Annotated in this window: 20 protein-coding genes, 3 tRNA genes and 4 pseudogenes; 12 read left to right on the forward strand and 15 right to left on the reverse strand. The window is 49.4% G+C overall.

Annotated features, from left to right (window positions below; all coding sequences use genetic code 11):
* Window positions 1–3: 3 nt before the first annotated feature.
* Both EOS97_RS23965 and EOS97_RS23970 read right to left on the reverse strand, forming a co-directional pair.
* Entirely contained in the window at window positions 4–963 is a 960-nt protein-coding gene (locus EOS97_RS23965) for a toll/interleukin-1 receptor domain-containing protein (protein ID WP_000650782.1), read from the reverse strand.
* Between the two features lie 137 nt (window positions 964–1,100).
* On the reverse strand, window positions 1,101–1,976 hold the full coding sequence (locus EOS97_RS23970) for a hypothetical protein (RefSeq protein ID WP_001239960.1): 876 nt from the start codon (window positions 1,974–1,976) through the stop codon (window positions 1,101–1,103).
* Between the two features lie 506 nt (window positions 1,977–2,482).
* On the opposite strand from EOS97_RS23970, the pseudogene EOS97_RS23975 reads away from it, so the two are divergent.
* From EOS97_RS23975 to EOS97_RS23985, 3 genes and pseudogenes are all read left to right on the forward strand, one after another.
* Window positions 2,483–2,788: pseudogene (locus EOS97_RS23975) on the forward strand (Arm DNA-binding domain-containing protein); the annotation flags it as partial.
* Between the two features lie 421 nt (window positions 2,789–3,209).
* Window positions 3,210–3,285 (forward strand) — tRNA-Asn (locus EOS97_RS23980).
* A 163-nt stretch (window positions 3,286–3,448) separates the two neighbouring features.
* Window positions 3,449–3,973, forward strand: a complete 525-nt coding sequence (locus EOS97_RS23985; protein ID WP_001219023.1) for a peptidase — start codon at window positions 3,449–3,451, stop codon at window positions 3,971–3,973.
* Between the two features lie 43 nt (window positions 3,974–4,016).
* Here the strand turns inward: EOS97_RS23985 and EOS97_RS26815 are convergent, their stop codons facing one another.
* A complete protein-coding gene (locus EOS97_RS26815; RefSeq protein ID WP_136164418.1) occupies window positions 4,017–4,205 on the reverse strand; it encodes a hypothetical protein in 189 nt (62 codons plus the stop codon).
* A gap of 242 nt (window positions 4,206–4,447) precedes the next feature.
* Between EOS97_RS26815 and EOS97_RS23995 the strand changes: the two are divergent.
* From EOS97_RS23995 to EOS97_RS24010, 4 genes and pseudogenes are all read left to right on the forward strand, one after another.
* Window positions 4,448–5,319, forward strand: a pseudogene (locus EOS97_RS23995) (integrase domain-containing protein).
* A gap of 26 nt (window positions 5,320–5,345) precedes the next feature.
* A pseudogene (locus EOS97_RS24000) lies at window positions 5,346–5,621 on the forward strand (transposase); the annotation flags it as partial.
* A 683-nt stretch (window positions 5,622–6,304) separates the two neighbouring features.
* Entirely contained in the window at window positions 6,305–7,999 is a 1,695-nt protein-coding gene (locus EOS97_RS24005; RefSeq protein ID WP_077909852.1) for an SEL1-like repeat protein, read from the forward strand.
* Between the two features lie 56 nt (window positions 8,000–8,055).
* On the forward strand, window positions 8,056–9,786 hold the full coding sequence (locus EOS97_RS24010) for a hypothetical protein (RefSeq protein WP_000669114.1): 1,731 nt from the start codon (window positions 8,056–8,058) through the stop codon (window positions 9,784–9,786).
* Between the two features lie 57 nt (window positions 9,787–9,843).
* On the opposite strand, the pseudogene EOS97_RS24015 reads toward EOS97_RS24010, so the two are convergent.
* Window positions 9,844–9,948 (reverse strand): annotated as a pseudogene (locus EOS97_RS24015) (DUF520 family protein); the annotation flags it as partial.
* Window positions 9,949–9,995: 47 nt separating this feature from the next.
* Between EOS97_RS24015 and EOS97_RS26820 the strand changes: the two are divergent.
* The gene (locus EOS97_RS26820) at window positions 9,996–10,169 is read left to right on the forward strand and encodes a hypothetical protein (protein ID WP_000957535.1); all 174 of its coding nucleotides are present in this window, start codon (window positions 9,996–9,998) and stop codon (window positions 10,167–10,169) included.
* Between the two features lie 506 nt (window positions 10,170–10,675).
* Here EOS97_RS26820 and EOS97_RS24025 read toward each other — a convergent pair.
* Complete coding sequence (locus tag EOS97_RS24025; RefSeq protein ID WP_000428191.1) at window positions 10,676–12,130, reverse strand: AMP nucleosidase; 1,455 nt, start codon at window positions 12,128–12,130, stop codon at window positions 10,676–10,678.
* Window positions 12,131–12,175: 45 nt separating this feature from the next.
* On the opposite strand from EOS97_RS24025, the gene EOS97_RS24030 reads away from it, so the two are divergent.
* Window positions 12,176–12,337, forward strand: coding sequence for a hypothetical protein (locus EOS97_RS24030; protein ID WP_023888257.1), 162 nt, complete (start codon window positions 12,176–12,178; stop codon window positions 12,335–12,337).
* Here EOS97_RS24030 and EOS97_RS24035 read toward each other — a convergent pair.
* The 4 genes from EOS97_RS24035 to EOS97_RS24050 all read right to left on the reverse strand — a co-directional run bounded on the left by EOS97_RS24035 (window position 12,326) and on the right by EOS97_RS24050 (window position 15,204).
* Window positions 12,326–12,652, reverse strand: coding sequence for a DUF1493 family protein (locus EOS97_RS24035; protein ID WP_000228159.1), 327 nt, complete (start codon window positions 12,650–12,652; stop codon window positions 12,326–12,328). The genes EOS97_RS24030 and EOS97_RS24035 overlap by 12 nt on opposite strands.
* Entirely contained in the window at window positions 12,646–13,110 is a 465-nt protein-coding gene (locus EOS97_RS24040; protein WP_000381834.1) for an STM2901 family protein, read from the reverse strand. Before EOS97_RS24040 ends, EOS97_RS24035 begins: the two co-directional genes overlap by 7 nt.
* A 420-nt stretch (window positions 13,111–13,530) precedes the next feature.
* Window positions 13,531–13,606, reverse strand: a tRNA-Asn gene (locus EOS97_RS24045).
* 140 nt (window positions 13,607–13,746) lie between these two features.
* On the reverse strand, window positions 13,747–15,204 hold the full coding sequence (locus EOS97_RS24050) for an EmmdR/YeeO family multidrug/toxin efflux MATE transporter (RefSeq protein ID WP_001538409.1): 1,458 nt from the start codon (window positions 15,202–15,204) through the stop codon (window positions 13,747–13,749).
* Between the two features lie 159 nt (window positions 15,205–15,363).
* On the opposite strand from EOS97_RS24050, the gene EOS97_RS24055 reads away from it, so the two are divergent.
* Both EOS97_RS24055 and EOS97_RS24060 read left to right on the forward strand, forming a co-directional pair.
* Window positions 15,364–15,439, forward strand: a tRNA-Asn gene (locus EOS97_RS24055).
* A gap of 165 nt (window positions 15,440–15,604) precedes the next feature.
* Window positions 15,605–15,907 (forward strand): Arm DNA-binding domain-containing protein, encoded by a 303-nt coding sequence (locus tag EOS97_RS24060; protein WP_127836209.1) that lies wholly within the window; start codon window positions 15,605–15,607, stop codon window positions 15,905–15,907.
* A gap of 18 nt (window positions 15,908–15,925) precedes the next feature.
* Here EOS97_RS24060 and arsB read toward each other — a convergent pair whose 3' ends face one another.
* Genes arsB through EOS97_RS24085 form a run of 5 tightly spaced genes read right to left on the reverse strand, consistent with a single transcriptional unit; the run spans window position 15,926 to window position 20,040 of the window.
* On the reverse strand, window positions 15,926–16,975 hold the full coding sequence (gene arsB / locus EOS97_RS24065) for an ACR3 family arsenite efflux transporter (RefSeq protein WP_001276038.1): 1,050 nt from the start codon (window positions 16,973–16,975) through the stop codon (window positions 15,926–15,928).
* Window positions 16,976–16,992: 17 nt separating this feature from the next.
* Window positions 16,993–18,753: an arsenical pump-driving ATPase gene (arsA, locus tag EOS97_RS24070; RefSeq protein ID WP_000928875.1), complete on the reverse strand. Its 1,761-nt coding sequence runs from the start codon at window positions 18,751–18,753 to the stop codon at window positions 16,993–16,995.
* A 43-nt stretch (window positions 18,754–18,796) separates the two neighbouring features.
* Entirely contained in the window at window positions 18,797–19,159 is a 363-nt protein-coding gene (arsD, locus tag EOS97_RS24075) for an arsenite efflux transporter metallochaperone ArsD (RefSeq protein WP_000849421.1), read from the reverse strand.
* A 33-nt stretch (window positions 19,160–19,192) separates the two neighbouring features.
* Window positions 19,193–19,669 carry an arsenate reductase ArsC gene (locus tag EOS97_RS24080; protein WP_001101537.1) on the reverse strand — a complete coding sequence of 159 codons (477 nt, stop codon included), beginning with the start codon at window positions 19,667–19,669 and terminating at the stop codon, window positions 19,193–19,195.
* Window positions 19,666–20,040 carry a helix-turn-helix transcriptional regulator gene (locus tag EOS97_RS24085; protein WP_001041816.1) on the reverse strand — a complete coding sequence of 125 codons (375 nt, stop codon included), beginning with the start codon at window positions 20,038–20,040 and terminating at the stop codon, window positions 19,666–19,668. The genes EOS97_RS24080 and EOS97_RS24085 overlap by 4 nt, the downstream gene beginning before the upstream one ends.
* Before the next feature lie 413 nt (window positions 20,041–20,453).
* On the opposite strand from EOS97_RS24085, the gene EOS97_RS27540 reads away from it, so the two are divergent.
* On the forward strand, window positions 20,454–20,639 hold the full coding sequence (locus EOS97_RS27540) for an Arm DNA-binding domain-containing protein (protein ID WP_023231728.1): 186 nt from the start codon (window positions 20,454–20,456) through the stop codon (window positions 20,637–20,639).
* Window positions 20,640–20,788: 149 nt separating this feature from the next.
* Here EOS97_RS27540 and ldtA read toward each other — a convergent pair whose 3' ends face one another.
* Entirely contained in the window at window positions 20,789–21,718 is a 930-nt protein-coding gene (ldtA, locus tag EOS97_RS24095; RefSeq protein ID WP_001252817.1) for a L,D-transpeptidase, read from the reverse strand.
* Window positions 21,719–21,769 lie beyond the last annotated feature (51 nt).

The following is a 21,769-nucleotide window of genomic DNA, read 5'->3' on the forward strand; positions in this document are numbered from 1 at the left end:
TAGTTATTTCAATCGTCTTGTTGATTCTAATAATAACTCTATGGCTTTATAGCCGTTGCTATCGTTAAGTAAAATACTAATAATCTCCTTATATTCAAGAATAAACGATTCCGTCATATACGTCATAGCAAAAACTTTCTGAGCTAAGACTACTCCTGCATTTTGCAATGCAGCTCGCTCAACTTGAGTAGTACATTGTGGAAAAAACGCTGACATGACAGCAGTACCAAGAGCTCTCATACCACGAGACGGCGTAAAATAATCCCAATGCCAACGCCCTTTAAGGGGACAAAAAGTAGCATTTTCGTCCGATAGCATATAGTTCCACTCATTACTATCCCACATCCATTGCGGGGCTAGCAACAATTCTCCCGGTCTAATCGTTACCTCATGAGTACTCGCATTCCCCCAAATGCTTAATTGCTGCATCTGAAAATAGCTACTTGCATATCTATGGAGATCATCCCGAGCAATCCTTTTTTTTAACCACATAGTCATCCATGACTGAGTTCTACCATCAGCTAAAGCTAGCATAGCATCTCCAAGGTACAAACCGCGATGATGCATCTCTTCCAAATTGAGGTAAGTCCTACCATCAAGAGGTTCAGGAAGATTCTGAGCACATTCAGTATCAAAAATTAGCGGAATTATTTTCACACCTTCCAATGTGGCAATTTTTGTCAGTAACTGCAATTCCCGGTACAGACCTGATCCAACTTTTTGGGCAGAAACCAAATAATCGGTATCGCAAATACAAAAAACCATTAGAGGTCTCTGGTCAAGTGCTTTTGATATACAAGCATCAATTGACTCGCCGAAACCAATACTGTCACGATCCCAGAAGACTGGGTATTTCCATTTCAGACTTTCGACAATGTGTTGCCTGATCCATTCTTTTTTTTCCAATGCCCCACCCCAAGCATAGGATATAAACACAGATAAATTATCTTCCTCATCTTTCATCGCTTATCTCCATACATAGCTGAACTTACTAATCCTTATATGATGAACTTATTTAACCATCGTTTTTTACATCATTTAGCTACTTACAAACTCAATTGGAAAGCGGCACAGTGAAACGATGTCTATGAATCGCACAGCTAAAGTACAAAAACTTTAACGATTAGTTCACCATCTTTAGAGATTCTTTTCCCTTCTAGGTCTGATTTAAGACCTTCAGAATTTGTAATGAACTTGTTCGGATCGTAGATCACACACCAGAGATTTTTACAGTCCATATGACGCCGATAATGTTCAGTGTCAATAATAAGTTCATCGCCTATTTTTTTTGCATGGTTACGATCTCGGACAATTTTTGTTTCCAGAACTAATTTGTGTGCAGGTAACAAAAAATCCATTCGTGTGCTTGAACCAGCATAGCTTGGGGTAAATTCTTCAGGACGGATGTCCTGAACCCATGGTCTAAGCAAGGCATGAAGAAGGTCTTGCACATCGTATTCATTATTGAAAGATAATACCTGACTCCCTTTTCTTCTGTGAGTAAGTGGGTGCATTGCACGATGCAAACCTTTAATCAGTCTTTCTAGTAAGCTCTCAACCTTTTCTGGCATAACCGGTTGTTGATAGGTGATTACACTATCAGGATAATCCACTTGGTTTGGCGGGATTTGGCCTTGAGGCAATACGCGACCAAAGCGATAATATCTAAGCCCATTATCTTGTAATACGGCTTCTATTTTTTCTCGTTTTTCTTTCCACTCTATATATTCTGGAGTTTCTTCTTTCGGAGGAAGATCCATAAACTCCTCAATGACTCCACCGAGTACAGACAAACTATCAGTAGCTGGATCTTGTCCCGCAAGGAATAGCCAATCTTTCCATTTTGTACTATGAGATCCAGCAGGGGGCTCTCCCGGTGCACCTGACGATAGGAATAACATGTCTAAAGCTGCATGAGAGCCTGAGTTAGCAATAACATCGCCAACTACTTTGCATAAGGATCTTGATAACCGCATGTAATTCCTCCATTAACCTATTGATAGTGTGGAATTCTATCAGTTTTGGTTCATCATGAGGAAGTTTATAGTCGTCAACAGTAAGTCAGATTGCTTTACAGTTGTTAACGGGTTCTCTGCGCTGGTATTTTCCTGAATAATAAAATAGTTACCATTGACAGAGAGACGGCAGTCTTATCGGTTTACAGCCAAAACAATAGCCTAAAACATGATAAATATCACATTTTTAATCATCAATAATATTTGGGGCCTTATTGAGGGCTTCATCTTAAGTCATGAAAGTAAATTTCTTTAAATTCAATCTGATAGATGAAGTTTCGCATCCAGTCAGAGGAGCCAAATTAAGGAAAGCAGACGTTTACTGACGTCTGCTTTCTGTATTTATATCAATCGATTATCCCTTTCTTCAGGTTCACTCTCGTTCACTAAAAACCACTCGCAGCCATACCCTTTTGCTGGTAAAGCTGGTTCGATTTGCGTTTTACCAGCACGCGGAGGGAACCGTCATGTCACTGACTGATACTAAAGTAAAAAATGCCAGACCAGCGGAAAAGGCCGTCAAGCTCGCTGACGGGTTTGGCCTCTATCGATTCAAAATACTGGCAGACAGGCTATCGCTTCGATGGCAAACAGAAGGTGTTTTCTATTGGGGTTTACCTTGCTGTATCGCTTGCTGATGCCAGACAACGCCGTGACGAGGTCAAAAGGCTGCTGGATCAGGGGATTGACCCGAACGCAAAAAACAGGCTGATGAAAAAATCCTTCAGGAAAAGCGCGATAAAACCCGCTCGTTCCGTGTCGTCGCCAAAAGCTGATGCGCCATAATTCTGCCTATGATATTGACGGAAATCTTTTCGCCTGCACCAGAAATTTATCTGCCATTTCCGCTACCGGCGTCAGACTGCCTGTATCAACCATTTTCACAAAATATTTCACGTCTAAAGTTCATTCTGCCCCCTGCCCTTAATCTCTACGGCGTTATGTCTCAGAATTATTTGCCAAGTGCCTGCCAGTTTTTCAGGCCTCATCAGGCGCTGGTACATAGCCATTGCGGTAAGGTCACAGCATTTGACTTGTGCAATTACAGACAAAGTTGCGCCATGCTGGGGCAAAGTAGAAATTAGATCAAAACTTCAACGCTTTGTTGTTTTTGTCAGCAAACAAACGCGCAACCTTATTTCCCCCTTTGACAAGCCGATCGCACATCGTTACTATGCGCCCCGTTCACACGATTCCTCTGTAGTTCAGTCGGTAGAACGGCGGACTGTTAATCCGTATGTCACTGGTTCGAGTCCAGTCAGAGGAGCCAGATTTTAGTTTCGGGACATCCTGGCGAGTCCGGAGACGTTTAAAAAACAAGAATTTATCTTTACCCGGTTGATCTGATAAGGTTTGCCGGGTTTTTTGACATCCATGGTTTTTGGGGCTTAATCGGGGCCTCACGGTTCGTTGAGTAAATAGAGCCCCCTCCTATGGCATTAACCGATACCGCTGGCGGCACGCAGACCGATCCGGGTACAGGAAAACCGTCAGAAAATCCACCCGCCGATCCACCGTCAGATGGTCCCGCTTCTGAAAAACCACACGACCCACCCGCCGATCCCAATAAGCCCACTCCACCGAAAGAAGAAACGCCGCCCGGCGCGCCGGAGAAATACGCGTTCACCGCCCCTGAAGGTCAGGAACTCGATACCAGCGCGCTGGCGCAGTTCGAACCAGTGGCGCGTGAACTGAACCTGACGCAAGAGCAAGCGCAGAAGCTGGTGGACGTCTATCCGAAAGTGCTGGCGGGAGTGCAACAACAGCAAGCGGAGTCATGGCAGAAGCAAACAGAAGACTGGGCTGCGGCAGTTAAAGCCGATAAAGACATTGGCGGTGACAAGCTGGCGTCTAATCTCGGCGCAGCTCAGCGGGCTATCGACACGTTCGGTACCAAAGAACTGAAAGAGTATCTCGATGGTACCTGCGCCAGATCTCTGGTCAATGCTGCACCGTGACGGAAGCGATTCCACCCGGCACCCGTTACCACATCAACGCCTTTTACTTTACGGGCTGCGGCCTGCAAAGACGTCCGGCTTTGCTGCCGCGTGACCGTAAAACAACACCAGAGTCTGCGATCTTTCGCGTACTGCACTCGACCAGTGCGTCGCTTTCGTCGCGTAAAGCGACAAAGTGACGCACAACCACTACACCGCGCCATGCCCCTGTTTTCGGGGTTCCGGCGTTCATTCCCGAATCTGACGCGCCTTTTTGGGGCCGCTGTCAGCAAGAAAGAAGAGAAAAAGATCGATACCGAGGGGGGGCATGATGCCCCGGAGAATTCCTGCTCACGCAGGCAGCCTGTACCGCGTACAGTCTGAAACTCCCTATACCTCAACAAACTGCCACTCCGGCGTAAAGGTATCGTTCTGGCACAGCCAAAAAGCATACGCCGGAGACTGTTTGTGTTCTCAAAATCATAGGAGAAGTGTATGGGCAAGTTAGGTGGTGAAATGAAGGCACTGGCAAAGCACTGTGGCGGTAGCCATAAAACGGTGAACGATCGCATTCATATCGTGCAGCGTTTCGATCACCACTTACGGGCTTTGAACGTCCATATCCAGCGGGTTGCGCAGATTAAGGTGCGCCACATTGAAAGCTATATTCATGAAAGGTTGGCGCAGGGGATCGGCAAACGCACGCTGCAAAATGAAATGGCCTCGCTGCGCGCTGTTCTGCAACAGGCCGGGCGTAAACAGGTGGCAGAGCATGAGTGGCTGACTAATAAATCGCTGGGTCTGGCTGGTGCATCGCGCAGCGGGACGCGACAGGCGATCACGCCTGAACATTATCATCATGTGCTGGAGACGGCCCGCATGAAAGATCCGGGACTGGCGGCGGCGCTGGAACTGGCGAGGCTGATGGGCTTACGTTCACAGGAAGCGGTGCAGAGCGTGCAATCGCTGAAAACGTGGAAACAGGCCATTGAACGCAGCGATACGCGCTTAACCGTGGTGTTCGGCACCAAAGGCGGACGGCCCGCGAAACGGTGATTCTGGATACTATAGCTGTCAGAAAAGCGCTGGATAATGCGCTGGCTATTGCAGAAAGCCGTCATGGCCGACTGATCGACAAACCGGATCTGAAAAGCGCGATGGACTACTGGCACAACCAGGCGGCGCGTATTGGTCTGACTGGCGCATATTCTCCGCATTCCCTGCGTTATGCGTGGGCGCAGGATGCCATTAGTCACTATCTGGCGCAGGGGTTCAACAGGAAAGAAGCGCTGGCAATTGTGGCGATGGATCTGGGGCATGGGGACGGGCGTGGGCGGTATGTGGCGCAGGTGTATGGGCAAATTTGACAGTTGACTAAGAGCGAGAAGCGGGTGGAGCAGGTTACCACAGTTCACAGTTAGTGAAAGACTGGGCGGAGGTGGTAAATATCAGGCTGCATTACCTTCCCCCTTACAGTCCAAACCTGAATCCGATAGAACGAATGTGGAAATTAATGAACGAACATGCCCGGAATAATCGCTACTTCAGCAGTACGCGAGAGTTCAGGGACGCAATATCTGTCTTTTTTAACCAGACGCTGCCGGATATAGCGGACTCACTGACATCCCGAATTAAAGATCACTTTCAGGTGCTCACTCCCGCATCTTGAGGTTTATTGGGTATATAATCGTTAATAATCATCAGCGCGTTATTATCAAATTAAAAACAACGCGCTCGTAATACTTAAATTATTCTTACTGGTAACTGAAGCAAACTCTCTCCTGCCAGAATATGCTCCTCGCATCCTTTACATTAACTCTTTGTTTCTATAGCATGAAATAAGTTTCAGGAAGTTATTATTCATACAAGGAGAACATCTTGAAGAAAACATTCATAACAATTATAGTTTCATTATATTGCGCGAATATATGTGCAAAACAATCCCCCAGTACAGAATCCAAACCCGTTAGTTTCATCTCCAAAATTGTAAATATCGATTTTAATAAAACCGCCATTAGCAGTGACCTGAAACTTTTACTCGCCGACCGTTATTATTTTAAAGATAAAACACCCTGTAATACTAATACCCTTTCTGCGCGCGCAGAATCAATGGGACTGACGACAGAAGAATATATTAATAAAATACGCAGTTTAAGACCGGCTATTCTCGATGACCGTTATTTTTACCTGACGGTCGATCAGTGCGATGCTGGCGGCACGCCCATGCTGACTGGAATCGAGCTATGTACCGAAGCGCTGTGCGGTGCCGAATACATGAAAAGATCGTCTGACTTGTGGCTGGATGATGAACTGCAACCGACGGTTAAACGTCAGGCAACAACAATAGTCCATATGCCCCTCCCCTATGACAAAGAGAAAAAATTATGGAAAGTCACCGGCTGGTATCTGGAATCCTCAGAAGAAACAGGGGAGGTGATGCAGAGTAAACAGATAGCCTTTGAAGGCTATACCAACGAAGAAAACTTCGCTAACCGACAACGTGTTTCTGTATTTAAATCTTTCTATGAAAGCGGCAATCTCAAAAGTATTTATCATTATAATGCACAAAATAAGCGTGACGGAAAAGCTGAAACTTACTTTGATGAAAAAGACAAAATAGCGGAAACGCTGACGTTTAAAGATGGTCAACCCGAAGGGGAATACATCGTATACCATGAAAACGGAGCCGTTGAAAGTAAACGTTACTTTGCCCAAGGTAAAATTAAAGATGGCGAATGCCCACATTTTTATGATAACGGCGTTTTAAAACAAAAACACAGCTATTTAAATCAGAAACTGGAAGGCCCGGCATTTGAATATTTCCCTGATGGGAAAATAAAGGGGAAATATTCATACAGTAAAGGCACCATTGTCGGCACTAGTACGGAATATTATTCTACCGGTAAAATTCGTGGTGTTTACCACAGAAATAACCAAGGTGAAAACGACGGAACGTTCGAACAATACAGTGAAGAGGGCAAACTCCTTTCTAAAGCGACCTATAAAAATGGCAAACAGCTTTCTGCTCAGAGCTGGTATGGAAATGGGCATCCCAAAGAAGAATCCTCTTTTGATAGTGAAGGCCGTAAACATGGTGCGGTCAAAGAATGGTTCAGCAACGGAAAGCCTGCCTCATCCAAAATGTATAAACATGATGTGTTAGACGGGGATTCCGAAAAGTGGTACGAAAATGGTCACCGCGAATCAGTCTATCCCTATAAAAACGGTATGCTAAATGGGGACGCTAAGCACTGGAATGAACAGGGCAAACTCACCTATACCACCGAATATAAAGACGATAAAAAGCAGGGAGCCGATCGCCGCTGGAGCGAACGTACCGGTAAACTTGTTGAAGAGGTTATGTTTGCTAATGATGAAAGAAACGGCCTGAAAAGAGAGTTTAACGATCGTACGGGTAAGGTCTTAAGTGCGCTGCCCTATGTCGATGGCGACAAGGAAGGTACAGAAGAAGCCTATGATGAAGACGGCATAAAATACATCCGTTGTTACCACAACGATAAAGAGCTTTCAGAGCTATATGCGCCGACTGACGTCACCAATAAGGCAAAGCAGGGTGACAGCACTGCGCAATATCATTTAGGTAAGTATGAGTTTGAATGCACAAACTACGATGCGGCGATGAAATGGTTAACTCAGTCCGCAGAGCAAAATCATCCCGGCGCGCTTCTCTTTTTGGCCTATGCGTACAACGACGGTGATGGCGTAGCGCAAGACAGCAAAAAATATCTCTCCTATTTATTCAAAGCGGCAGAGCTTGGCGAAAGTGATGCGCAGTTAGAAGTGGGATATTTAAATCTTATCGGCGAAGGAATGCCGAAAAACCTGCCGGAAGCCTATAAGTGGATTAAAAAATCCGCTGACCAGGGAAATGCTCGGGCGCACTATAACCTTGGACTCATGTACAGGAATGGTGATGGCGTTGAGAAAGACCTCAACAAAGCCAAACTTCATCTTACAGCGGCGGTAAAAGGCGGCGTCAAACCTGCACTGGCAGCCTTAAAGGAATTAACGCCTCAAACTAAGTAAATATGACTTTGCTGTAAAGAGGCTATTCAAACGGAACTGAAAGGATACACGTTGCTATGAAATTTAAATTCGCCACATTACTCACAGCCGCCACGGTTTTTTACTCTTATCAGAGCGTTGCACAAAGTCAGCAATCGCCTGATGTCTGGTCAGTTGTCGAACAGAAACTGCAAAATGCCGTCCCTTTAAATGAAAACACCACTTTTAAATCGCAGGCAGCCTGGTTTGAATTACACAGGGAACTGTTTATGTACGGCCCGATGAGCCGTGCGGATGCATTACTGAAAAAGCTGGACACACAATCGAATGATGCGAAGTTTTCGCTAAACCATGAGGCCTCGTGGATCGCTGAAAATAATAGCCCGGATGCCGCGATGGTTTTCCTGTCCAAAATTGGTCTCGATAAACCGTCGAGCATTACCGCCTACGAGAGCTACGTTGATGGCTGGGTTAATCGCAAACAGCCTGAAAAAGCCTTAGCCCTTCTTAGCAAAAATGCCGACGCGAGGAATTTTTATTTAGCCACGGTTTTAGAATCCTGGCACTCAGAGCCTGATAAAACCGCCGCTATTTATAATGAAAATTACGCTGATAAAATTGTTGTTCCTTATACTCAGCTAAAAATGCTGCTTATTATTGCGAAGCAGTACCATGCCAAGGGCGACACCGCAAAGGCGTTGGTTTACGCAGATAGCGCGCTGAAAATGTTTGATACGGCTATTGCTCAACAACCGAGTGCTGAAGCCTACCGTTATCAGGAGTATCTCGACCTGATGGAGATCTATTACGCCACGGGTAATAAAGAGAAGGCGATGGCGTTGTCTGCGAGATTGCGCAAAGCAACCGGCAATAAAGGAAGCTATTTCCAGTATTCATTATCGGGATTGCTCTCTTTTTATAAGAAAAACGAGCTGACACAGAATTATCAAGAGACGCTTTCAACCTATGTGACGCAGGTCGATAAAATATTCAATTTTGCCCCTTCACCGCGCATTGAAAGGGAGCTGATTGATTTATTAAGCAAGCTTGATGATGTTGCGCTGATGAATAAGCGTATCGATTTGCTGATGAGCGCGCCGGAATATACCTGCTACGACGACAGGTATTGCTACGAGTACAAAATCAAAGCGCTGAAGAATCTCTTTCAGCATAAGCAGAATGCTGTGGCGGAAAAGCATATCGCAACCCTCTCCGCCGAGGCGCAAACCCTGACGTTCGCCGAATGGGAAGATGCAACAAATGAAATGGGTGAAGTACTCGAAGAAATTGGTCATCCTGAGGCAGCGCAAAAATTAGCCGTCAGCGCCGAGGCGATTTACCTCAGCCAGGCAAAAGCCTGGCCTGATGAAGATATGTCGCGTTCCTTTCAAAGACTTGCGGAGCTTTACGGCTATGGCAACGACACGGTGAATGCCAAACGGGTGTTACACCAGCACGTTCCCTCTCTCGAAGAGGAGGCGATGATCGACCACTACATGAATGCAAAACAGTGGAGTCAGGCAAGGGAATTGATGATTAACGCAGATAGGGTCGATAATAAAAACCTGATGCTGTTACGCCAGATTTGTGCTGAAAACACGCCCGAGTGTCAGGAACATATTACCTTTACGCTGAAAAAATTAACCACGCAGGCGTCGATTACCCGCCAGGACGACACCGGTAATCAGCAGCTTTATCAGATTGGGAATATTTTTCACAGATTGGGTATCATACCGGGAGCGGAACAGCAGGCGCTGATTCAGGCGTTGTATAACAAGGCCGCAGAGACTAAAAAAGCCACGCCTTAATCGATTTACCCGCCCGGCCACCTTTCTCACATGCGGGAAGGCGGCGGGCGGGAAAAATCAATCGCGGAAGTTTTTGAACTGGAACGGCTGGCCCAGATTGCCGCCGCGCATCAGCACCATCGCTGCCTGCAGATCGTCGCGGGATTTACCGGTCACACGCACTAACGTAAATTCGAATCCAAACCCACAGAGATTACCGCAAGATATTAATGTTGACCCAACACCGCCTGCCGGAAGACCCGCGCTGGAACGCCCTGCACGAGGAGTTCAGCTTTGACGACGACGACAACCTGCTGGGCATGAACATGCCGCCCGAAGGTGGCGAGCATCAGGCGAAAGTCAAAGGCGACCGCCTGCTGCTACAGGGCAGACCACCACTATGAGTACGGCGAGTTCGGCAATCCCATCGCTGACCGCTGGGGCAAGGCGCAGTGCCGGGAGCACCGATTTGAATGGAACGGCGAGCACCGGCTGGTGCGCTTTACCGACGTGCGCCAGCTTTGCGCGCCACTCGTGGCGCTATGAGTTCGATAATGACGTGACCACCCTATATCCCTGTCCAACGCGAAAATCCTCAATATCAAGCCTTCTGACACCCCTTTAAGCTGACCGCTTCTCACGGTCGGTATCTGCTTGTTAATCCGGGCTTGTGGGTCAGGCGCTCAAGGAGCGTGAAGTGCGACGCAATGTTTTCGCCTTCCGGCGCGTTTCCTGGCGTAGACGCGATTATCGGCGGCAGGTATCCGGCGATGGTGATGAAGCTCGCGGCACAATAAGGCCTTGGCGGGATGCAAAATCGCCTCCCGCTAAGGCTTCATTCAGCCGCTTTTCATATCACATAAATACGCCTCTTCCACTCCTGTCCAACAGCAGGCGACAGCTCATTTCGTTAGCGAAACGGTGGCTCATTAAACGTGCGTAATTTACGTGAGTGCAAACGATCACCTTCTGCGCGTAGTAAATCAATAGCACGAATACCAATTTGCAAATGTTCTGAAATAGCCCCCTCATAAAACCGGTTTGCCTGCCCGGGCAGTTTAATTTCACCGTGTAAAGGTTTGTCAGAAACACAAAGCAGCGTGCCGTAAGGCACGCGGAAGCGATAGCCCTGGGCTGCAATCGTCGCGCTCTCCATATCAATCGCGACCGCGCGGCTAAGGTTGAATCGCAGCGCCGATGCGGAATAACGAAGCTCCCAGTTACGGTCATCCGTGGTGACGACCGTTCCCGTGCGCAGTCGCTGTTTCACCTCTTCGCCGGGCATTCCGCTAACCGCTTTGGTAGCGTCGTACAGCGCACGCTGTACTTCCGCAATGCTTGGAATCGGAATATCAGGCGGCAGAACGGCATCCAGCACATGATCATCGCGTAAGTAGGCATGGGCCAGCACATAATCGCCAATCGCCTGACTTTCTCGTAACCCTCCACAGTGCCCAATCATAAGCCAGACGTCAGGCCGCAACACGGCCAAATGGTCGCAAATCGTTTTAGCATTTGAAGGGCCGACACCGATATTTACCAGCGTAATCCCCTGCCCATCTGCCGTTACCAGGTGCCAGGCGGGCATCTGATGTTTCTTCCAGGCCAGATCGGAAATAGCCTCTTCCGGCGCTTCCGTTTCCGCAGTGATCCAAATTCCGCCAGCACAGGAAAGCGCGATATAGGGGCTGTCAGGATCAAGAATTTGGCTGCATCCCCAGCGCACAAACTCATCGACATAGCGGGTGTAGTTGGTAAACAAAACGAAGGGCTGAAAATGTTCAACCGGCGTACCGGTATAGTGCCGTAACCGGGCCAACGAGAAGTCAACACGACGCGCGTCGAAGTGCGATAACGGATAGAATTCGCCGGGGTGGAACAGACCGTCTGCCGTCTCATCGCCAATCTGCGCCAGTTCTGTGGTAGGAAAATGGCGCGTTAGCCCAGCGCTCATAGAACGATCCAGCGTCAGAGCCGAGCCATCGATCACGTAAGGATACGGGATCTCATGGTGCGAGGCCTCCACCGCAATATGCGCGCCATAATCATGGTAAACGAGGTTAAGCTGTTCCAGAAGATAAGCGCGAAATAGCGCAGGCCGCGTAACGGTAGTGGTATAACAGCCAGGATGAGTAAAGCGTCCAAAAGCGCGTGTTTTAGGCGGGTTCGGTGTCGCGCCATCCCAGCTTACAGACAGCGAAGGATAAACAAACAGTCCGTTAAGCCTGGCGTGGGGATCGGGCAGCGTACCGTTATCAACATAGTCAGCGATGGCTTCACGGAGCGCGTTAACCGACTGCTCGTACAGCTCCTCCAGGCGATCCAGCGCCTGCTCGGGCGTCAGGTTTGTGCCTTTATTTTCCATATTATTCTCCTTAGCGTTCACAGGTGAGGCACGTCATTCGATAGTATGACAGCAAAGGAGGAAACTAAAGGGGTTAGCGTAAGGGTGGCGGCAGTAAACATGAACCCTTTAAAAAGAAAAGAGAACTATCTTAGCGCCACCATCATCGCTCAAAAAGAAGGGTACTGGTACAGCCATTTGTTAAGTTCATTACAATTAGTCATATAACCATTTCCCGGCTTTTGCTGACTCGATCAGCATGCTGATAGTGAAATCTGGGACGGGTACAGGCTCCGTTTTCTTGAACGGATGCCATGAAAAAGGGTGATTAGGAAAATAGGTTTCTATTCTGAAGTTACCTCGCTCGACATTGAGTTTCTCGAAGAATTTATTCATGAGATCTTCGGCTTCAAGTTCATCAATGCTCAGATCAGTATCAAGGTCAATCTCTGGTGTTAATTCCACTTGCTTAATGTTGAAAAGATATGTGCCAGCATAAGGCCGTACAAGCTCGTAAACTTGCTGTTCAATATTGTCTACCATAACTTATCATTGCCCCGAGCAATGGTATTGTAGTCGCGTATAGTGCGATATGTTATTTGTGACACATCTGCGGCAAGGATAATTTCCCCGATCAAAGGAATGGAACGTCCAACAAACGGCGCAATGTTACGAACCATAACACGTCTGGCTGTCCATGGGGTGTAACCGCCTAACCATGTCGGAAGGGATATTCCAAAGGGAAATTTTGACTTTTTAAACACTGCACGTGCAGTCCTGGACGCGTATGATGTGCCTTTAGTCGCTCCAGCGGGTTTCGCCCTTGTCCAGAGATTATTACGACCTGATAGCAGAGCAACAACGGCCCCGAAATCTGCAACACCAATCCCAAACTGGCTTGCGGTATTCTCACAAAAAATCATAAACAGAAGTTCGGCAGCAGTCAGATTGGATTTTCCTGCATAGAAGTATGTTCCATTTAGTTCTTCTACTGTATCCATTAGAAACTCTATAGTTGCTATTTTGGTTTACTTATTGTACAGCCTTGTTTCGAATGAAAGAAATCAATCTTTTGGGAAAGAACGGATCAAGATCACGGGAAATATCTGAAATCAGATGAAAGAGACGGTCGCGATTCCCACCAGGGGCATCACCTCGCAAGCTTGTGTGATCGCTCCGTTTGAACCGAACGCATCTATATGTCAGCATACTGATACGGGTTTGATCTTGCGGATAGCGGTATCGGTTAATGCCATAGGAGGGGGCTCCATTTACTCAACGAACCGTGAGGCCCCGATTAAGCCCCCAAAAACCATGGATGTCAAAAAACCCGGTAAACCTTCTCAGGTCAACCGGGTAAAGATAAGTTATTGTTTTTTTAAACGTCTCCGGACTCGCTGGGATATCCCGAAACTAAAATTTGGCTCCTCTGACTGGACTCGAACCAGTGACATACGGATTAACAGTCCGCCGTTCTACCGACTGAACTACAGAGGAATCGTGTGAACGGGGCGAATATTAACGAGGTGCCCCTGGCTTGTCAAAGCCTGTTTTCACAAAAAAAGTTCGTTTGCTGCTTTATTCCACACTTCGGTTAAAATTCACCGTTTCCTGATGATTTTCACAGCAAAAAGCGCTTACTCCCTCTTTACGCGCGGGTACCTCCACAGCCAGCGCCCGCTTACCAGACGCCAGTAAAACAGTGCGCCGCGCACGGCCCAGTCAAGAAACATCCCCAGCCAAACCCCTACAACCCCCATACCCAGCACAATACCAAGCGTATACCCTGCCACAACGCGACAGCCCCACATCCCCAGCATCGATACCCACATCGCAAATCGCACATCGCGCGCGCCTTTAAAACCCGACGGCAGCACCCACGCGGCCGCCCAAATTGGCATAAAGGCAGCATTAAGCCAGAGCAGAACTTTCACTACCTCTTTTACGTCCTGCTCCTGGGTATAAAATGAGGCAAACAGACCCGCGAACGGCGCCGTCCCCCAGGCAATTGCCGTAAGTACGATAGTCGACATCCAGAATACATGGCGCAATTGACGCTCTGCCTGACCAATTTGTCCGGTACCAAGACGCTTACCGGTGATAATAGTCGACGCCGAACCAAGGGCGTTACCCGGCAGGTTGATAAGCGCCGCCACGGAAAAGGCAATAAAGTTACCCGCAATAACGTTAGTGCCCATTCCGGCGACAAACATTTGCGTCAGTAGCTTGCCACCGTTGAACAGCACTGATTCAATGCTCGCCGGAATACCGATACCCATCACTTCCCAGATAATGCCGAAATTCAGCGGCTTCAGATAGCTTTTCAGCGGAATGCGCAGCGCCGGATTAAAACCAATCATCAGCACCCAAATAATCGCTACCGCGCCGATGTAGCGCGAAATGGTTAATCCCAACCCCGCGCCGGCAAAACCCAGCCCTTGCCAGGAGAAAGCCCCGTAAATCAGGATGCTGCTGATGATAATATTGAGTATGTTCATCCCGCCGTTAATCATCAACGGGATTTTCGTATTCCCTGCCCCACGCAGCGCGCCGCTACCGATTAGCGCAATTGCCGCAGCCGGATAACTCAGCACCGTCAGTTCAAGGTACGTTAACGCCAGCCCCTTTACTTCTGGCGTCGCCTCGCCTGCGACAATATTAATAATTTCACTGCCGAAATAATGAATGACCACTGCCAGCACAACGGCAAATAGCGTCATAATCACCAGCGACTGGCGCGCCGCCGCCCTTGCGCGTCGCCTGTCGCGCTTGCCCAGGCTAAAGGCAACCACCACCGTAGTACCAAGATCGATAGCCGCAAAAAAAGCCATAATTACCATATTAAAACTGTCGGCAAGCCCCACGCCCGCCATTGCTTCCTTGCCCAGCCAACTGACGAGAAAAGTACTGAGCACGCCCATTAGCAAAACACAGGTATTTTCCAGAAAAATGGGGATAGCAAGTGGGGTGATTTCACGCCAGAACAACACTTTGTAGCTCTTGCGTTTGGCATACCAGGGCGTACGGACGACAGCCTGGCGTAAGGCAGTGGAGACGTTCAAAATGGACCTTAAAGAAGAGAGTTGAAACCACATTTCAATAATGAGCGAGAAATCGTAAGGCTGCAAAGCTTTTTGCAGAAAAAATGTCTGCAAATGCAACAAAGTGATGAGATAACCCGCAATCGAATCTGTAAGAGGTTAAATGGGGTTTGACAAAAATTTTTCCGCCGCTAATATACGACCCCACACGATTCCTCTGTAGTTCAGTCGGTAGAACGGCGGACTGTTAATCCGTATGTCACTGGTTCGAGTCCAGTCAGAGGAGCCAGATTTTAGTTTCGGGACATCCTGGTGAGTCCGGAGACGTTTAGAAAACAAGAAGTTATCTTTACCCGGTTGACCTGATAAGGTTTGCCGGGTTTTTTGACACCCATAGTTTTTGGGGACTTAATCGGGGGCCTCACGGTTCTTTGAGAAAATGAAGCCCCCGCCGATGCCATTAACCGATACCGCTATCCGCAAGATCAAACCCACCGAGAAATCCTTCAAAATTACCGATAGTTCAGGACTCTACCTGCTGATCAAACCTAACGGCTCGAAACTCTGGTACATGAAGTACCGCATTGACGAGAAAGAGAAGAAGCTGGCTTTTGGCACCTATGCGGTGAAAAAACAGTTAATCAGGTCGAACCCTGCGCGAAATCTGGATGGTGAGTTCACGCCGCCTGAAACACAGCATTACCCGGCCCTGCCCCTTGAGAAACTGCCTGAATGTTTGCCGCGAACGGATAATTAGAGAGGGATAATATCTCCGCTAAGCTCTCTCATACCACCCTTTCGAACGATTCACCACCCGCACAACCAGCAGCATCACCGGCACCTCAATGAGCACCCCAACCACGGTCGCCAGCGCCGCACCGGAATGAAAACCAAACAGGCTAATTGCCGCTGCGACAGCCAGTTCAAAGAAGTTCGATGCGCCGATCAGGCTGGATGGACAGGCAATATTGTGCTTTTCGCCCACCAGTCGATTCAACCCATAGGCCAGTGCCGAGTTAAACAGCACCTGAATCAGAATTGGCACCGCCAGCAGGGCAATGACCAGCGGCTGTTGCAGAATGGCTTCGCCCTGAAACGCAAACAGTAACACCAGCGTTGCCAGTAATGCCGCCATTGACCACGGGCCGATTTTCGTCAGCGCATTATCGAATGCCGCTTGTCCCTTGCGTAGCAGGGCCTTACGCCAGAGCTGGGCCAGAATAACCGGCACAACGATGTACAGTACCACGGAGGTTAACAGGGTGGCCCACGGCACGATGATTGAGGACAAGCCGAGCAGCAGCCCAACAATCGGCGCAAAGGCGAAAATCATGATGGCATCGTTCAGCGCCACCTGCGACAGCGTGAAATAAGGGTCGCCGTTGGTGAGTCGGCTCCAGACAAACACCATTGCCGTACAGGGCGCGGCGGCCAGCAGAATAAGCCCGGCAATGTAGCTGTCAAGCTGATCGGCTGGCAGCCACGGCGCAAATAAATAACGGATAAACAGCCAGCCGAGCAGCGCCATTGAGAATGGTTTAACCAGCCAGTTGATAAACAACGTTACGCCGATCCCGCGCCAGTGCGCTTTGACCTGACCCAGCGCCCCGAAATCAATGCGCAGCAGCATAGGAATAATCATTACCCAGATAAGTAAACCGACCGGCAAATTGACGCGGGCAATCTCCAGACCGCCGATAACGCGAAAGACGCCCGGCATTACCTGCCCGAGCAGAATACCGATGGCGATGCAGAGCGCAACCCAGACGCTCAGGTAACGTTCAAACAGGTTCATGGCCGGAGCGGCCTGGGTTTGTGCTGACATGTCAGGCTCCTTTGGGGTTATTTTCCGGTTGTGCTCAGTTGTAGTAAACGCTCAACGCCGACAGGCTCTTCCGCCTGTAGCGGCACCAGCGCACAGCGTCGGGCATGGTGGGTACAAACGGCATCAATCTGCGACCGTTCGCATTCGGCACGCTGGCGCAGCAGCGGCGATGTAGTCGGCGTATTGATCAGGCTGTTATTAATGACCCAGCCCCACGGTTCAATCCCCGCGCGACGCAGGTCGTCCTGCAAATGAGCGGCTTCCAGCACCGGCGTGGTTTCCGCCAGCGTGGCGATGAGAACTTTCGTCTGCTCGCTGTCCTGCAGGCGCATCATGGGCGTCAGTACGGGCTGACCGTGCTCACCGGCCAGTCGGGCAATCTCACGGTGGTAAGCGCCGGTGGCGTCAAGCAGTAGCAATGTATGGCCGGTTGGCGCTGTATCCATAACGACAAACTGCTTACCCGCTTCCTGAATGATGCGTGAAAAAGCCTGAAACACGGCAATTTCTTCCGTACAGGGAGAACGCAGATCTTCTTCAAGAACGGCACGCCCCTGTTCGTCGAGGTTTTTACCCTGCTCAGCCATCACCTGCTGCCGGTAACGCTCGGTTTCAGCCTGCGGGTCGATACGGCTGACGCTCAGACCGTCGAATGAGCCGTCCAGCGTGTCAGTCAGGTGCGCCGCCGGATCGGATGTGGACAGGTGAACAGGATAGCCGCGACGAGCCAGTTCAACGGCAATCGCCGCTGCCAGCGTAGTTTTCCCCACGCCGCCTTTGCCCATCAGCATGATCAGGCCATGTCCCTGCGACGCGAATCCGTCGATCAGTGATGACAACGAAGGAAGATCTACGGGGGAGATATCTCCGACTTCCGCCGGGGTGCCAGTTGAACTGTCGTCCAACAGACCCCGTAATGCCGCCAGCCCCACCATATTGAACGGTTTTAACGGCAGGCGATCGCAGGGCAATGCGCGCAGGTTATCAGGTAAATGTTGCAGCGCCTGTTGTTCACGCTGATACAGTGCCTGCGCCAGCTTATCGCGTACGGTTTCCTGCTCAGGCAACAGGCCGTTAATGACCAGATACTGCTGCGTCAGACCGATGGCGGCCAGTTCGTCATAGGTACGCGATACTTCTTTCAGCGTTGCGGTTTGCGATCTGGCGACCAGCACCATCCGCGTCAGTTCCGCATTCGCCAGTGCGTCTACGGCGGCGCGATACTGGCTGCGCTGTTTTTCCAGCCCGGCCAGCGGTCCGAGACAGGACGCACCGTGCTGGCTGTTGTCGAGATAACCGCTCCACGCGCCGGGCAGTTGCAGCATTCGTAGCGTATGCCCGGTTGGCGCGGTGTCGAACACAATATGATCGTACTCATCGCGCAGTTGTTGATTAGTCAGCAGCGCGGTGAATTCGTCAAAGGCGGCAATCTCGGTGGTACAGGCACCGGAGAGCTGTTCCTCAATACCCGCCACGATATCGTCCGGCAGAATTCCACGCACCGGTCCAACAATGCGCTCACGGTATGTCGCTGCGGCAGCGGACGGATCGACTTCCAGCGCAGCCAGTCCGTTGACCGCTGCAATCGGGGTTATCTGATGACCGATAGTCTGTTCAAATACCTGCGCCACATTGGAAGCCGGATCGGTGCTGACCAACAGTACACGTTTGCCAGAGGCGGTCAGATGAATCGCGGTAGCGCAGGCCAGCGATGTTTTACCCACACCGCCTTTACCGGTAAAAAACAAAAAGGGGGGCACCTGCCGAAGCATCAGCATAAAAAAGACTCCTTTAAATTAAATAAAGCGGGAAATCAGTCCATCAGCAGCACTTATCGCCACCGCAACAGGAGGAAGTCGCTGGCGTAAAACTCGAATAGACGGTAAGCCCCATCCAACGCGCCAGTTCCTCTCTGCGAGGGTAACGACCAGCCAGTGCGACTTCACCATCCACCAGAATCAGCGGTAGCGCCTCTTTGCCGGAACGGGCCAGAAAGCCTTTAACGATTTCGTTCTGTGCGAAGAGCAATGGTTGCTGTGCCAGATTGAAACGCTCAATATTGACGCCCTGCGTTCTGGCCCACTCAAAATCAGCGGTGAACGCTACCAGCGCCGGATCGGTTTCCGGGCCACAGACACCGGAAGAACAGCATAAAGCGGGATCGAAAATCTGAATCGTCTTCATTTGACTCTCCATCAATTATTGAAATACAGGTCGTTAAAAAATTTCACCAATACGATCCAGTTCGACTTTCAGACGAGCGCGATCGTGCAGCAATTCATTCAGCGGCAGCGCCAGAAAAGCTTCAATACGCGCACGTAATGTCTGGTAAGCAGTGACAAAAGCCGCATCGATTTCGGCATCGCTACCGGTAGCATGAGCCGGATCGTCAACGCCCCAATGGGTACGCATCACGTTACCGAGCCAGGCCGGACAGGTTTCTCCGGCAGCGTTTGAACAGACTGTCACGACAATATCCGGCGTCTGCGGTAGGCCATCCCACGATTTGCTGAAATAGCCTTCTGTTGAAATTCCTTCCCGCGCCAACAACGCCAGTGCTCGCGGATGTACGTAACCCGCCGGGTGACTGCCTGCGCTCATGGCGCGCCATCCGGCAAGAGCCAGATGGTTAAACGTGGCTTCGGCCAGCACGGAACGGCAGGAGTTGCCGGTACAGAGAAAAAGTACGTTCATGATTTACTCTTTTTCGTGGTGTTGAGTGGGGGTAAAACGGCTTCTGAGCAGGAAGAAGCCGAACGAAAATCTGCGCATTGTTCCGGGTGGCCTGAACAACACTCCTCGGTCAGCCAGCCGATTAAATCCAGCATCAGTGGGATGTTGGCACGATAACGCTGGTAACGACCTTCCTGTTCTACCGTCAGCATCCCGGCTTGCGTCAGCGCCTTTAAATGAAACGATAAGTTAGTCGGCGGGATATCCAGCGTTGAAGCGATCTCCCCGGCAACCATGCCCTCGGTACCCATTTTGATCAGTAGGCGATATACATCCAGACGCACGCCGGAGGAGAGGGATTCAAAGATGGTTGTGGCAGTTTGTTTGTTCATAATGTGGGGCGGCCCTCTATGATTCAATATTTCAATCATTATTGAATAATCGAATTAATTCAAGTATCCGTTAATAATATCTAGTGGAAATGGCAAGATGGGGGGAAATAATCCCACTTTTAAAATGTGATAAAAATCACATTCTTAGTGCATCATTACGATCGGGGCTTTTATAAGGGCCTTATTTTGAATTTAGAAAATAAATATTTTATTATTCAATGAGATAAAAAACGCACCCAGTCAGAGGAGCCAAATTCCTGTTTTCAGGCATCTCAGCATGTCTCAATAGTATTTTGATTCAGAGAGTTAGCGTAGAAAACTGTCTCAGTGCATATTGATTTATCTCTCCGCATCGGGACAAATTGGTGGTCTGCTTTGGGGTCATTTCAGTTAGATAAAGGAGTGATCACCATATGCCCCTTACTGACAGTAAAATCCGCGCTACTAAACCTTCACCAACTCCCTTTAAACTGACCGCTTCTCACGGTCTGTATCTGCTTATCAATCCGGGCGGTTCCCGCCTCTGGTATCTCAAATATCATTTCGACCGAAAAGAATACTCGGCGCGGTGGATAAGAGAGCCTTGCAGACGCATATGAAAAATCTCCGGCGATGCCGGAGAAAAGATTTATAGCTTTGAGCTTAATCGGGGGCCTCACGGTTCGTTGAGAAAATGGAGCCCCTGCCATGACACTCACTACTAATACAGATGCTCCAGCCCATGAAAACCAGCAATGTGGCAGGATATTTAAAGGCCAGACCTGCCCGCGCTAATGTTGACCGGCATTCCGGAACGGCGCTCCAGCACCTCATTAACCCGCGAAGTATCAACGTCATCCCCTTTGATAAACGTGCGCAGCACTGGCGTAACGGGCAATGGAACTTTTTTGTCTGACTCAAATTCAGCACGGTTGCGAGAAAGCGGTTCGTGTACCTCCAGCCAACGACTGCCATCCGGCTCTACCGAAAATTTAACGGGCCTGTCGATAATCTGAACGCGGGTTCCTACAGGAACATGGTCGAATAAATATTTAATATCGTCATTGCGTAAACGGATACAGCCCTGACTGACGCGAAGGCCAATGCCAAAGTTAGCATTAGTGCCATGGATGGCATATAACCTGCCGATATATATTGCGTATAGCCCCATAGGGTTATCCGGCCCCGCAGGCACCATCGCGGGCAGCGTTTTTCCCTCTTTAGCATATTCCCGACGCGTATTAGCCGTTGGCACCCAAACCGGGCCATCTTGTTTGCGTTCAACCGCAGTTACCCAGTTGCGCGGCGTTTCACGGCCAGCCTGACCAATACCAATGGGTAGCACCTCAACCGTATTCGTGCCTGCGGGATAATAATAAAGGCGCATCTCGGCGACGTTTACCACAATACCTTCACGAACGGTGTCAGGCAGAATCAACTGCTGCGGCACTACCAGTGTGGAACCAGACTGAGGTAAAAACACATCCACGCCGGGATTCGCTTCAAGCATATTACTCAGCCCCTGACCGTAGCGGGCGGCAAATGACTCTAAGGGCTGAGTATTGTTCTGTGGTACGGCGATTGTGACAGGCTGTCCTACCAGACGACTGCCTTCGGGCGGCAACGGATAGCTTATAGCCAGCGAGAAATGGCTTACCAACAAGACGAAAAACGGAAAAAAAGGTGTGATACGACGCATTATATCCCTTCCTTTGTCGCGGCAGGTGTGCGTTAAGTATAGCTTTTTTCT

The sequence above is a fragment of the Salmonella sp. SSDFZ54 genome (assembly GCF_004010735.1).
GTDB classification, from domain to species: domain Bacteria; phylum Pseudomonadota; class Gammaproteobacteria; order Enterobacterales; family Enterobacteriaceae; genus Salmonella; species Salmonella enterica.